Origin of the sequence: Actinomadura roseirufa (assembly GCF_900659635.1) — a bacterium.
Taxonomy (GTDB): Bacteria; Actinomycetota; Actinomycetes; order Streptosporangiales; family Streptosporangiaceae; genus Spirillospora; species Spirillospora roseirufa.
In genome coordinates, this window is record NZ_CAACVB010000023.1 from 46,102 (window position 1) to 58,543 (window position 12,442).

11 protein-coding genes and 1 pseudogene are annotated in these 12,442 nt (G+C 69.6%); 5 read left to right on the forward strand and 7 right to left on the reverse strand.

Going from position 1 to position 12,442, the window contains the following annotated elements; genetic code table 11:
- The 4 genes from E1291_RS07850 to E1291_RS41830 all read right to left on the reverse strand — a co-directional run bounded on the left by E1291_RS07850 (nucleotide 1) and on the right by E1291_RS41830 (nucleotide 2,993).
- Nucleotides 1-771, reverse strand: a complete 771-nt coding sequence (locus E1291_RS07850) for a PIG-L family deacetylase (protein WP_165495006.1) — start codon at nucleotides 769-771, stop codon at nucleotides 1-3.
- Between the two features lie 31 nt (nucleotides 772-802).
- The gene (locus E1291_RS07855; RefSeq protein WP_165495007.1) at nucleotides 803-1,897 is read right to left on the reverse strand and encodes a glycosyltransferase family 2 protein; all 1,095 of its coding nucleotides are present in this window, start codon (nucleotides 1,895-1,897) and stop codon (nucleotides 803-805) included.
- An 86-nt stretch (nucleotides 1,898-1,983) separates the two neighbouring features.
- Nucleotides 1,984-2,667 carry a transaldolase family protein gene (locus tag E1291_RS41825; protein ID WP_165495008.1) on the reverse strand — a complete coding sequence of 228 codons (684 nt, stop codon included), beginning with the start codon at nucleotides 2,665-2,667 and terminating at the stop codon, nucleotides 1,984-1,986.
- Nucleotides 2,668-2,684: 17 nt separating this feature from the next.
- Nucleotides 2,685-2,993 (reverse strand): hypothetical protein, encoded by a 309-nt coding sequence (locus E1291_RS41830; RefSeq protein WP_165495009.1) that lies wholly within the window; start codon nucleotides 2,991-2,993, stop codon nucleotides 2,685-2,687.
- Between the two features lie 399 nt (nucleotides 2,994-3,392).
- On the opposite strand from E1291_RS41830, the gene E1291_RS07865 reads away from it, so the two are divergent.
- Nucleotides 3,393-4,385 (forward strand): helix-turn-helix transcriptional regulator, encoded by a 993-nt coding sequence (locus E1291_RS07865; RefSeq protein WP_131737066.1) that lies wholly within the window; start codon nucleotides 3,393-3,395, stop codon nucleotides 4,383-4,385.
- A 195-nt stretch (nucleotides 4,386-4,580) separates the two neighbouring features.
- On the opposite strand, the gene E1291_RS07870 is transcribed toward E1291_RS07865, so the two are convergent.
- Entirely contained in the window at nucleotides 4,581-5,468 is an 888-nt protein-coding gene (locus tag E1291_RS07870; protein WP_131737067.1) for an SDR family oxidoreductase, read from the reverse strand.
- A gap of 98 nt (nucleotides 5,469-5,566) precedes the next feature.
- On the opposite strand from E1291_RS07870, the gene E1291_RS07875 reads away from it, so the two are divergent.
- A complete protein-coding gene (locus E1291_RS07875) occupies nucleotides 5,567-6,133 on the forward strand; it encodes a TetR/AcrR family transcriptional regulator (RefSeq protein ID WP_131737068.1) in 567 nt (188 codons plus the stop codon).
- Between the two features lie 66 nt (nucleotides 6,134-6,199).
- Here the strand turns inward: E1291_RS07875 and E1291_RS07880 are convergent, their stop codons facing one another.
- On the reverse strand, nucleotides 6,200-7,540 hold the full coding sequence (locus E1291_RS07880) for an aspartyl protease family protein (protein ID WP_165495010.1): 1,341 nt from the start codon (nucleotides 7,538-7,540) through the stop codon (nucleotides 6,200-6,202).
- A gap of 224 nt (nucleotides 7,541-7,764) precedes the next feature.
- Between E1291_RS07880 and E1291_RS41835 the strand changes: the two genes are divergently transcribed.
- Entirely contained in the window at nucleotides 7,765-7,932 is a 168-nt protein-coding gene (locus tag E1291_RS41835; RefSeq protein WP_165495011.1) for a hypothetical protein, read from the forward strand.
- A gap of 125 nt (nucleotides 7,933-8,057) precedes the next feature.
- Here the strand turns inward: E1291_RS41835 and E1291_RS07885 are convergent, their stop codons facing one another.
- Entirely contained in the window at nucleotides 8,058-9,947 is a 1,890-nt protein-coding gene (locus E1291_RS07885; RefSeq protein WP_207400617.1) for an APC family permease, read from the reverse strand.
- A 518-nt stretch (nucleotides 9,948-10,465) separates the two neighbouring features.
- Between E1291_RS07885 and E1291_RS43805 the strand changes: the two are divergent.
- Together E1291_RS43805 and E1291_RS43810 are read left to right on the forward strand one after the other, a co-directional pair.
- Nucleotides 10,466-11,236 (forward strand): annotated as a pseudogene (locus tag E1291_RS43805) (serine/threonine-protein kinase); the annotation flags it as partial.
- Nucleotides 11,237-11,422: 186 nt separating this feature from the next.
- On the forward strand, nucleotides 11,423-12,442 hold a 1,020-nt coding region (locus E1291_RS43810), incomplete at its 3' end, for an Hsp70 family protein (RefSeq protein WP_242614010.1).

Here is a 12,442-nt window from a genome sequence, read left to right on the forward strand (position 1 = left end):
TCACCTCAGCGTTCCAAGGGGAAGCCGCCATGCGACCTCGTACCGCAGGAAGGCGTCCCAACGAAGCGGGTTGCCGGGACCGAGCCGCAGCGAAGGGAGCTGCGACTCGTAAGCGAGTGCGGCGCGCTCCTTGCTTCTCCGCATCTCGGTGTCGAGCGGGAATACCCCGGCTTCCAGGGATTCCGGATCCAGCCCGCAGGCGGACAGTTCCTGGTCGAACCAGAATCCGAGGTCGAGGTAGGCGGAATCGGGTCGTCCCGTGACCCAGGACGGCCAGCCGAAGCGCAGGCTATAGGGGATGTCCGCGTAGAGGAACAGCTCAGGCGAGATGTTCCGTCCGCGGATCGCGGCGATGACCGCGTCGCGGGTGGCCACGTGGTCGACATGGCCGCCTATCCCGGCCGGCGCCCATATCTCCGCCGCCCCGTCCACGTACGGGCCGAGGGCGGCGGCGAGCCGCTCTTGGTCCAGAGGCGCGCGGCGGTACTGCTCGTCGAGTTCGCTCAGCCTCCGAACCCGGCAGCTCATGGCCGCCATGGCGCGTTCGTCCTCGGCGAGGCGCGCGGCGAACCGGCTCGCCGACGAACGGGCACCGGTGAGCCGGTCGTAGGCGGTCAGGCCGACGTCCTCGGGCGGCGGGCCGGCGAAGACCGTGACGACCTGAGTGTCCGGCTCCATCAGCCGGATCGACGCCGACAGGGCCGCGTCGTCCAGGTGGGGGGAGAACACGACCCGCCGAGGCCCGGCGCCCGCCCCCGGGGCATGGGGCATCGTTCTCCGTTCCCCGGTGGGCGGCCTCGGCTCATCCATGGGCGATGACGCCGATCGTCGCGTCCGCAGGCCAGCTCAGCGCGGCGATCTCCCCGCGCGCGACCACGCCCCGCGCGGACATCTCCGGCCTGCCGTGGTCGAGATGCAGCAGATCATCGTCATAGCGGTCCACCGAGGAGACCGTGTGCAGCCGGAGCATGAAGTCGATGTCCTCACCGCCCCAGCCGACGAACCGCTCGTCGAAGCCGCCGACCTGGCGGAAGATATCGGCCCGAAGCCAAATGCAGGCGCCCATGGTCCGGCGCAGCAGGAAACCTCGGAGCGATTCGAGGTCGAAGCCGGGCTCGCCGCGCGCACAACGCGCCTGAATCACCGAGCCGCTCGATTGCGCATCCAGGTAGAGCGCGTCCCGATAGGGCAGGTGCACCTGCCGGCCGGAGTGCTGGAACCGTTCCAGATTGCGCTCGATGAAAGAGCGATCGACGATGCAGTCGGCGTCGAGCACGCACAGGATCTCCGCTCGGCAGCCGGCGTTGACCACACCGACGTTGATCGCCCAGGATTTGTTGAAGGCACCGGCGTCCTGAGCGAACAGGTAAATGTCCGAATGCTCGCGCAGCACGTCGCCCCAGCGCGGCCGGGTGTCCGCCTCGACGACCACGATTCGGTACGATGCCCGGTCGCAGGACTGGTCGTGAAGCGACTGCAGACAGGCCAGGAGGTTCCGGAGTCTGCGTTTGTCGGGGTGGTCGTCGCGGAACGGGATCACGACCAGGAGCGGAACGTCCCCGGCCGGCCTCGTCCGGTCGGTCAAGGGCCGTCCGATCGACCGTCGATATGAGGGCCGAGGGGAGGCCGGTGAATATTTGCCGCCGATGTGGTATCCGATCCTCGACTTCGAGTCGGCCTTCCAGGCGGCGTCGATCATTCGTGCGTACCGGCCGTCCCGGTCGTCGCCGGACAGCCTGTCCGTGAGCAGCCGGACGAAGGCACGGTACGCCTTCGCGTCGCGCGGATCGGCCATGGCCGCCATTCCCAGCGACCGCACCGATGCGTCGGGCAGCCTTCGGAGTTCGGTGGCCACCCGTTCGTGCAACCGTCCGGACTTGAGCCAGTGCCTGCTCACCGTGCGCGCCTCCGGCGACCCGGTGAGGGCCAGGCTGTCGGCGACGGTCCCGGCGAGGACGGTGACGCCCGGAGCGTGAGCCGCGATCATCGCGGCTCCGTCCGGCCGGTCTCCTCCAGCGGCACGTAGTTGCGCGCGAAGAGATCCACCGCCTCCACGGTCTTCGGATGCGCGGCCAGCGGCTCCAGGTAACGCAGCGGCAGCGTGGTGATGTGCGCTCCCGCGCGGGCGAACACCGGAACGTCGAACGACCGCCGCAGGCTCGCGGCGATCAGTTCGCCGCCCTGCTTCTCCACCAGGGGGGCCGCCTCCGCGATGACCGTGGCCGGGTCGAGCCCCGCGTCGCTCATCTTGCCGCAGAAGAGCGAGACATAACGAGCCCCCGCCGAAGCCGCGATGAGCGACTGGCTCACCGTGACGCATGCGGTGCAGTTGACCGGGACACCGTCGCCGGCCAGCCGGCTGATGACCGGCAGCAGTTCCCAGCTGCAGGGAATTTTGATGACCAATTGCTTGTAGGCCACCTCATCGATGATTCGCCGGGCCTGGTACTCGATGTCGCCGGGATCATGCGCCATGACCTGGACGCTGATCGGCAGCTCCAGGTCCCGTTGTTCGACCAGCCGCACGATTCGCTGTATGTGGTGAAGCGGCCGCCCAGCCGCCTGTTCGCTTATCTGCGTGGGGTTGGTGGTGATGCCCCGGGCGAGCCCGCGTTCCAGGACCGCGCCGATCTCGTGGAGATCGCTGCCGTCGAAGAAGATCTTCATGAATGCTCCTCGGACCGTCAGGTGAGTCGAGTGGATGCTTCGCTGCCGACGCTGACCAACGCGTCTTCGGTGATGCCCGAACAATTCGCCCAGGAGGACCCGTCCAGTGCTCGCAGGCAGATCTGCCATGCCCGCAGCGTCGCCTGCACGAGCCCGGGAAGCCTGACGAAAACGGCCACCGCTATCTCGCGATCGGAAGTCTGGACTCGCAGGTGCTCCAGGGCGTCGTCGGCGCACGCCGCCGCCTGGAAGGCCGCCGTGACGGCGGTGATCTCCAGGGCGTCCGGAGAAAGGCCGTCCCGCAACTCGAGCCGGACGATGATCATATGCACGGGGTGCTCTCCAGTAACGTGGTTCAGCCCCAGGAAAAGCCACCGCTGGAGAACGCGAGTCTTTCAGAGTCCTGCACGATGCACATCGGGTCGCCTCTCTCTTCGGCGGCGGCGAATTCATTGATCCGCGCCGGTTCGTCAAGAGTCCCCCGGCACGAGACCCCGTGTCACCTGGTCTCCGCTGGCACAAAGAGCCTTGGCAGGAATGGTCCTCGGCGTCCGGGCGCCGCGCGGCGCACCATCAGCGACCGCGCCGATTTGGCCTGCCGTTGCCAGGCCGGAAGTTGCCAGGCGCTTTCCCGAGGGAGCCGGTACGGAGCGCCTTGCCTGCCACGGGCCGGGCGACGATAATCAGATGATCTTCAACGGAACCGGACTCGGAGGAGACGGGGCATGCTCAATGCTCTTGGTCTGGAGAGGTCGACCGAAACCGTTTACCGATTACTGCTCGAGCATCCCTCGTGGGGACTGGACGAGCTCGCCGGGCATCTGGGCTGGGACGCGCCGCGAACCCGCATCGCGTTGGACGCCCTGGCCGACCTGCATCTCCTGAGCAAGTCCGCCGACGTCCCTGGAACGCTCCGGGTGGTCAGCCCGAGGGTCGCCCTGGTCTCCCTGCTCGCCAGGGAGGAGGCCGAGCTCGCCACGCGACAGCGGGTGATCGACGTCACGAGGTCGGCCGTACGCGACCTGGTCGACCGGTACGGCCACGACAGCCACGACCTCGAAACCGTCGAGCGGATCGAGGGGCTGGACGCCGTGCGGGGGCGCTTGGCCGAGCTGGCCGAACGCGCCGAACGCGAGTGCCTCTCCTTTCTGCCGGGTGGGCCGCCCGACACGGAGACGATGCAGGCCAGCGGCCCGCTCGACGAGGAGGCGCTGGCACGCGGGGTGCTCATCCGCAGCATCTACCAGGAGAGCTTCCGCAACGATCCGGCCTGCCTGCGCTACGTGCGGCGGCTCGCCCTGCTCGGCGGCGAGACCCGGACCGTGCCATCCCTCCCGACGCTGCTGGTGATCGTCGATCGGGAGAGCGCCCTCGTGCCGCTGGATCCCGAGGACGGACGGCGGGGCGCGCTCCTCCTCCGGGGCCCGGGGCTGGTGACTCCCCTCGCCATGCTCTTTGAGAAGTTCTGGCAGGACGCGACGCCGTGGGAGAGCAGACCCGCCGCCGACGGCAATGGCGTTTCTCCCCAGGAACGAGAACTACTCGGGCTCCTGGCGAGTGGCCATACCGATGAGTCCGCCAGCAGGGTGCTCGGCGTGTCCGTCCGAACGGCGCGGCGCATGATGTCGGACCTCATGGACCGCCTGGGCGCCCAGAGCCGTTTCGAGGCCGGTGTACGAGCCACCCAGCGCGGATGGCTGACCGGCCTGGCGGGGTAGCCGGGGTGCACCCGCACCGAGCGCTGGACGAGGGCGCCCGACCTGGTCGGTCTGCCCGCTGACCTGGACGAACGCCTTGACCTCCTCGCCTCGCGGGCCGCATCGCCTCATCACACGCATCACCGGATCACCCGAAGCGAAGGAAGGCCCGGCGCCTTCGCCGGCGTGGCGCTCAAGGGGCCGGGCCCTGCCGGTTCAGCGCGTGGCGGCGAGGAGGCCGGCGCGCAGCGCGTCGGCGTTGTCGGCCAGGAAGCGGGCGAACGTGCGGGGTTCGCGTCCGGTCAGCTCGCGCACCGCGGTCGTGGTGGCCTCCAGCGAGCCCGCCGCCACCTCGCGGCAGAGTTCGGCGATGTCGTCGGCGAACCCGGCCGGAAGACCCTGGGCTCGCAGCGACGCGGCCATCTCGTCCGGCGACAGCTCGACGTGCGCGACGGAACGGCCCAGCACCGTGGAGATCTCGCGGGCGACGTCGGCGTGGGTGAGGGCCTGGGGGCCGGTGAGCACGTAGGTCTCGCCGAGGCCAGCCGTCCCGGACAGGAGCGCGGCGGCGCAGGCGGCGATGTCCCGGCAATCGACATAGGACACGCCGGCGTCACCGTAGGCACCGGCGATGCCGCCCTCGGCGGTGAACGTGCCCGCTCCGGTGATGAAGTTCTGCATGAACCCGCTCGGCTGCAGGATCGTCCAGCCCAGCCCGGACGCCTTGAGGTACCGCTCGATCTCCCAGTGCGCGCCTTCCGCCAGCGGCCCGCCCTGGTGCGCGTGCCAGACCGAGACCTTCACCACCCGGCCCACCCCGGCGGCGCGGGCGGCGTCGATGGCCGCCCGCTGCAGACGGATCATCGGCTGCTCCCCGTCGGCGACCGGCTCGGCGCCGGTGCTGTTCAGCAGCAGGCGGTCCACGCCCGTCATGGCGGAGGCGAGGGAGCCGGGGTCGGCGAAGTCGCCCACGACGTAGTCGCAGCCGAGGGCCCGTCCCTTGGCGGCGTCTCGGACGAGCGCCCGGAAGGGGACGTCGCGATCGAGAAGGAGCCGGACGAGGTGCGTGCCGATGGAGCCGGTGGCCCCGGTGACCAGGATCATGAGCGTCCTTCCAGGTGCGCGCCGACGGCGCGACACTAAACTGAGGGTGCCTCGGAAACTTATCCCGAGGCACCCTCGATTTACAACCGGAGGATCCCTTGAGCACCACCCGCCGGCCGCGGGCCGATGCCCGGCGCAACTACGAGCGCCTGCTGTCGGAGGCCGACGCCGCCTTCGCCGAGCGCGGAGTCGGTGCCAGCCTGGAGAGCATCGCGCGCGGCGCGGGCGTGGCCATCGGCACCCTCTACGGCCACTTCCCGACCCGCCGCGCACTGGTCGGCGCCCTGCTGCGGGAGCGCAACGAGGCCCTGTTCGAGCTCGGCGACCGGCTCGTCGCCCAGAACACCCCCGATGCCCTGGCGACGTGGGCGCGGGCGGTCACCGACCACGCCGCCACCTACAGCGGCCTGGCCTCGCTGCTGGCCGGCGGCCTGGACGACGAGGCATCGGAACTGCACGACTCCTGCCTGCGCATGGCCGACATAGGCGACCGCCTCGTCGCCTCGGCCCGCGCGTCGGGCACCGTCCGTCCCGACGCGACCGGCGCGGACCTCACCGCGCTGACCACCGCCGCCGCGGCCGTCCGCGAAGACCTGTCACCCGCCGCCGCCGACCGCCTCATCAGCCTCACCCTGAGCGGCCTGGCCTGCACGCGAAGAACCTGACACGACGCCGCCGCCCCCGCGGACCACGAAGCCGACAGTTCCAGGCGGCGCCCGTCGCGGTAGTTATCAAGTGGCCTTGCCGCGGGCGATGTAGAGGTTCATGTTCGTGAAGTCGAGGGTGATGTTGTAGGGCTTGAAGAAGCAGTGGGCGAAGTAGCCGGTCGCGTCGTACCCGGGACCATAGGGCCAGGGCACGTTCACCAGCATGTTCGGGTCCATTTCGCAGTAGACCTCGTTGGCGACGGCGTCACCGAGTCGGAGTTCCTCCGGGTAGCAGGGATAGGTGACGGTCGGGTGGCCGTGCCCAGCGGTCTCGATCGGGCGGTCGTAGTCGGTGCGGATCCCCAACCGTTTGGCCACCTCCCCCGGCATGCCCGCGACCATTTCGCCGACCCCGCCGAAGTTCACGCCCACCACCCGGGTGCCGGAGCCGGCGATGCTGCCCACGCTGCTGAGATCGTGGTCACGGGACATCCACAGCGGCAGGGGCTTGACTCCCGCCCGTGCCGCGGCGATGTGAACTTTCCTAGCCGCCTCGGGGGTGGGGCGGCGCAGGATCAGCGACTGGCCCGCGTAGTCGAAGGTGGTCAGCAGGTGGTAGAAGACCCACGTGCCGATGAGGCCGTCATTGGTCTTGGGAGGCGCGTCCGCGGCCGACTCCGGCTCTGACCAGTTCACGGGGACGTTGCGCAGTTCGATGCCGCCCAGTTTGAACGATTCCAGCACCCCGTAGTACGACCACATGGCGTGGCCTTCGAATTCACTCCTTTCCTGATACACGGGGCGTAGCCCTGCCTCCCTGGCCACGGCCGCGGACATGCCCAGCCACCCGGCGCCGGTGTAGAAACTGAAGGTCTTCGGCGGTCCGCCGTTGACCGAGACCTCGACCTGCGGCTCCGGGTCCACCCGCGTCCATGGCACACGGCCGATGTCGCCATGAATCTGATAGGCATCGCCGCTGACCGCCGCGAACCATTTGGCGTAGGCTTCCTCGCCGGCCGCCTGCCAGCGCGGCACGGAGAGGGAGAATTTGTTCTGCCGGATGTAGCAGTCCCCCAGGAGCGTGTTGGTCTCCTTGTCGTCGGGCGCCAGCTTGAGGGCCATCGTGAGGTACTTCTCGGCGTCGGGGAACTTGTTGGCCAGCAGCCCGACATAGCCGCGCTGGCGAGCCGCGTGCAGGTCCCCGGGGTCCTTCTTCAGGATCTCCTCGTACGCGCGGCCGGCCGGCTCGAACTTCCCGGCCTTGAACAACGCGTCCGCGTCACCGCCGCCGCCCTGCGCCCTGGCCGTCCCGCCCAGCAACGGCGCCACCCCGGCGGCACCGGCCACCACGGCCGCCCCCCGCAACAGCGAACGCCGATCCCACGCCCCGCCATCAGCCATGACCTTCTCCTCTTCCATGGTCATCGTCCGAAGCCGGCAGCACCACGCCCCGGCAAGGACCGCTGTGGTCCTCTTGCCTCCACCGAAGACCGAAGAGCGTTGCCATGACGTATGCGTTTTTCGATACACCCGCGATACACGCCTCTCCCCCACCTCAAGAAACCCGCGCCATAATGCCGCCACTGACGAACGCGGCAGATCGGGCGCTGAATTGGTGTTGGCGACGTTCGTTCTCGCGTCCCCTATCTGTGGCCCTGGTGCTTTCCGGGTCGGTCGAGGACGAGGCCGATGGCGGCAAGGGCCGTGCAGAGAAGCACACCGGGCAGGACGAGTGCGAGCAGGACGCCGACGGGTTCGACGTTGAGGGCGGCCACGCCGACGAGTATCAGGCCGAGGCCCGCGGCGAACATCCATGACTCTGAGTCGTCTGGGTTCGCGGGTTCGTCCGTGGCCGACTGTGGGTGGCGAAGGTGCCGCGACCATCGGGCGAGAGCGATGCCCGCGATGATGAGGAGCGTGCCGAGCAGCTGGTTCATGTTCCTCAGGTGGTCCAGCTCGCTGTGCGGGCCAGCGTGCCCCGCATGCCGGGTTCGGGACGCGGCGCAAGGCGGAAGCGGAGGCGGCACACGACGGCGTCGGTGTCGCGGCGCAGGGCGTGGGCGAGGACGGCGCCGCGCTGGTTCTGCAGGACGCGCTGCCAGACGTGCTCGGGCTCCAGCTCGGGTATGAGCACGAACACGTGCCGCTCTGAGACGTCCCGCACGTGCTGGACGATCGGCTCGACCAACCGCAGATGGTCGTCGTTCAGCAGGACCAGTTCGACGCCGGGCGACCAGCGCTCCCACTCGGCGAGGAACCTTCGCCGGTCGCCGGCCTCCTCCGGATGGACGACGCGGACGGCCACGACCCGGTCGCCGAGGCTGAGCGCGGCGGCGAGAGCTTGGCGGGTGAGGTCGGTGACCCCGCCGACGGGCACGATGACCAGTGCCCTGCGCGGACGCGGCGGAGCGGGCGTGCGGCCGAGCCCGAGCCGTTCTCCGATCCGGGCGTAGGCGCGGCTGATCCGCTCCATGAGCAGGACCAGCGCCGGCAGCGCCAGCAGGATCAGCCAGCCGCCTTCGGTGAACTTGGACAGTGTCACCACGATCGCGGCGGTGCCGGTCAGGAGGGCGCCCAGGCCGTTGAGCAGGGTCTTGCGACGCCAGCCGTCCGGGCGGTCGGTCACCCAGTGGCGCACCATGCCCGCCTGCGAGAGGGTGAACCCGACGAAGACGCCGATGGCGAACAGCGGGACGAGGGTGTTCATGTCTCCACGGGCCGCGAGCAGCAGCGCCGCCGAGGTGACGGCCAGGAAGCCGATGCCGTAGCGGTGGACCTGCCGTTCGGCGCGCAGCGCGAACAGGTGCGGCAGATTGTTGTCCGCGGCGAGGAGCCGGGCCAGGACGGGGAGGCCGCCGAAGGAGGTGTTGGCGGCCAGCGCGAGCAGCACCACGGTGGCGAACTGGACCACGTAGAACGCGGCGCCGTGTCCCAACGCGCCCTCGGTGACCTGGGAGAGCACGGTCACGCCGTCCACGGGACGGACGGAGAACCTCGCGATCAGCAGCGCGATGCCGATCAGCATCAAAGCCAGCAGCACCCCCAGGGTGACCTCGGCGCGCTGCGCCCGCCTCACGCGCGGCCTGCGGAAGGACGGGACGGCGTTGGCGATGGCCTCCACGCCGGTGAGCGCGGCGCAGCCGTTGGCGAACGCCTTGAGCAGCAACAGCGCGCCGACCGTCTGCGGGCCGTTCGCCCGCGCGGCGGCCGCGTGCTCGGTGACGGCGGGGTGATCGCGCAGCAGCCCGGCCACGATGACCAGGATGATCGCGCCCACATAGACGGCGGTGGGGACGATGAACATCCGCGCGCTGTGGGCGATGCCCCGGTAGTTGACGAGCGTGATGGCGGCGAGCACGGCCAGGCACAGCCAGACCGTGTAGGGCAGCAGCTCGGGGAAGGCGGAGGTCAGGGCCGCGACTCCGGCGGCGACCGAGACCGCGACGTTGAGCACGTAGTCGACGATCAGGGAGGCCGCGGCGACCAGCGCCGGACGGCGTCCGAGGTGCTTCTTGGCGACGCCGTACGCGCCGCCTCCTTCCGGGAAGGCGGCGATCACCTGGCGGTAGGACAGGGTCAGGACGGTCAGCAGCCCGGCGATCGTGAGGGTGACGGGCAGCATGAAGCCCATGCCGGCTCCCCCGGCGAGCGCCAGGACGAGGACGATCGCCTCGGGCCCGTACGCGACCGACGCCATCGCGTCCAGGGACAGGGCGGCGAGACCGCCGGCGACGCTCAGCCGGTGCCGGTCGCCGGAATCGGGAGGTTCCTCGGCGGCGGCCGCGTCCTTCGCCGCTTCACGGCCGCCGATCGCCGTGCGGGGGTACGACATGCGGGAATCCGCCTCCATTTATCTGCTGTTCCATCGCTTCCCATGAATGGCTTGCGAAGGCCATGCCCACGAGAAGCACCCTAGGACCAGATTTCCGCCGCACTCGGGATCACTACGCCCTATTGACGCCCCTGCCGGGAATCTTGACGCTTCCCTAACGGCGCGGCCCATCACCGAGGGGCGGGGTTCTGGCGGTCGCGCGGAATTCGACCCAGTCGACCACGGCACGGCATTCCGGGTTAAGGGACTGGAGGGTGACACAGGGGGACGGCAAGGGGTAGCGGGCCGGTGCGTCCGGTCGGGTCGGGCTCGTGAGCCTGGTCGCTGCGCCGGGAGTGTGGGCGGCGGGGGCCCATGGGCGCTTGGGTCTTCGGCTTGTTCTGGTGGCCTCTGGTGTGGCGATTCGGTTCGTTCGTAAGCGGGTGAGGCGAACAAGCCGTGCACAGTAGGCGTCGACATCTACGGTGACGTGCGCGCCAAGGGCGGGACGACGACGTGCGTGGAGGTGCGGGTTGCGGGTGGGACAGGAATTGGCCGGTCGTTACCGGCTGGCCGAACGGCTCGGTCATGGCGCGATGGGCGAGGTATGGCGCGCCCTGGATCTGGGCCTTGACCGCGAGGTCGCGGTCAAGGTGATGGTGACGAACTGGACCGGGGAGGCCAGGGACAAGGCGCTGGCCCGGTTCCGGCGTGAGGGCAAGGCCGCCGCGCGCCTGAACCACCCTCACATCGCCGCCGTCTACGACGTCGGCGACCATGAGGGCCGGCCGTTCCTGGTGCTGGAACTGCTGACCGGTCCCGACCTGGGCACCCTCCTGCGGCGGCACCCCGGCGGGCTCCCGGTCACCGACGTGCTGGAGTACGGGGCTCAAGCCGCCGAGGGGCTGGCGGCCGCGCACGCCGCGGGGATCGTGCACCGCGATGTCAAACCGTCCAACCTCGTACTCGACCGTGGCGGACGGGTGAAGGTGTGCGACTTCGGGATCGCTCGTCTGGAAGGTGCCACCGCCGGTCTGTCGGTCACCGGCCACGGGTTCGGTACCCCGTACTACATGCCGCCCGAGCAGATCAACGGCGACGCCGTCACGTCCGCCGCCGACGTCTACGCATTGGGCGCCACCCTGTTCCATCTGCTCACCGGCAAGGTCGTGTTCTTCGCCGACAGGTTGATGAGCATCATCACGCAGCACCTGCAGAAACCCCCACCCGCTCCGAGCAGCCTGCGCCCCGGCATCCCGCCGGCGCTGGACGCCTTCCTGCTCGCTCTCCTCGCCAAGGCTCCCGCCGAACGGCCCGGCACCGGCACCATCGCCCCCTACTTCCGCCAGCTCGCCGCCCAGTCCCAGGACGAGGCCGACGCCCGAGCGAAAGACGCCAAGTACCAGATGTTCGAGCTGGGCAGCGCACGAGGCACGCCCACCGTGCGAAGGGCCGTGCTCCAGGATCCGACGACGGTTTGGCCGAGAGGCCACGTCATGGGAGTGGACCTGGGAACGGCGAATTCGGTCGCGGTGGTCCTGGAGGGCGGCGAGCCCACCGTCATCGCGAACGCGGAGGGGTCGCGGACCACGCCGTCCGTCGTCGCCTTCGCCGAGAACGGCGAGGTCCTGGTGGGCGAGGTCGCCAAGCGCCAGGCGGTGACCAACGTGGACCGGACGATCCGCTCGGTCAAGCGCGAGATGGGCACCGACTGGAAGACCTCGATCGACGGCAGGGACTTCACGCCGCAGCAGATCAGCGCGTTCGTGCTGCAGAAGCTCAAGCGCGACGCCGAGTCCTACCTCGGCGAGAAGATCACTAGTGCGGTCATCACCGTGCCCGCGGGCTTTCCCGACCATCGGCGGCAGGCGGTCAAGGAGGCCGGCCAGATCGCGGGGCTGCAGGCCCTGCGTCTCATCAACGAGCCCACCGCCGCGGCCCTGGCCCATCACTGGGAAAGGGAGGACGAGGCCACCATCATGGTGTTCGATCTGGGCGCCGGCACGTTCGAGGTGTCCCTGCTGGAGGTCGGCGACGGCGTGGTGGAGGTCAGGGCCACCAGTGGCGACGACTGCCTGGGCGGTGACGACTGGGACAACAGGGTCGTCGACTGGCTGGTGGAGAGGTTCAAGAACGCCAACGGCGTCGACCTGTCCAAGGACAAGATGGCGTCGCAGCGGCTCCGCGAGGCCGCGGAGAAAGCCAAAATCGAGCTGTCCGCCGAGCCTGAGACGCACATCGATCTGCGCTACATCACCGTCTCGGCGGAGGGTCCGCTGCACCTGGACGAGAAGCTCACCCGGGCCGAGTTCCAGCGGATGACCTCCGACCTGCTCGACCGCACCAAGGCGCCGTTCCACTCGGTGCTCAGAGACGCGGGCATCTCGGTCAGCGACATCGACCGCGTCGTCCTGGTCGGCGGCTCGACCCGCATGCCCGCGGTGTCGGAGCTGGTCAAGGAGCTGACCGGGGGCAAGGAGCCCAACAAGGGCGTCAACCCCGACGAGGTCGTGGCG

What these genes read in the sequence shown, in the direction of transcription:
- E1291_RS07850 (WP_165495006.1), bottom strand. Translation starts at nt 771, where the DNA reads ATGCCCCATGCCCCGGGGGCGGGCGCCGGGCCTCGGCGGGTCGTGTTC.
- E1291_RS41825 (WP_165495008.1), bottom strand. Translation starts at nt 2,667, where the DNA reads ATGAAGATCTTCTTCGACGGCAGCGATCTCCACGAGATCGGCGCGGTC.
- E1291_RS41830 (WP_165495009.1), bottom strand. Translation starts at nt 2,993, where the DNA reads ATGATCATCGTCCGGCTCGAGTTGCGGGACGGCCTTTCTCCGGACGCC.
- E1291_RS07865 (WP_131737066.1), top strand. Translation starts at nt 3,393, where the DNA reads ATGCTCAATGCTCTTGGTCTGGAGAGGTCGACCGAAACCGTTTACCGA.
- E1291_RS07870 (WP_131737067.1), bottom strand. Translation starts at nt 5,468, where the DNA reads ATGATCCTGGTCACCGGGGCCACCGGCTCCATCGGCACGCACCTCGTC.
- E1291_RS07880 (WP_165495010.1), bottom strand. Translation starts at nt 7,540, where the DNA reads ATGACCATGGAAGAGGAGAAGGTCATGGCTGATGGCGGGGCGTGGGAT.
- E1291_RS07885 (WP_207400617.1), bottom strand. Translation starts at nt 9,947, where the DNA reads ATGTCGTACCCCCGCACGGCGATCGGCGGCCGTGAAGCGGCGAAGGAC.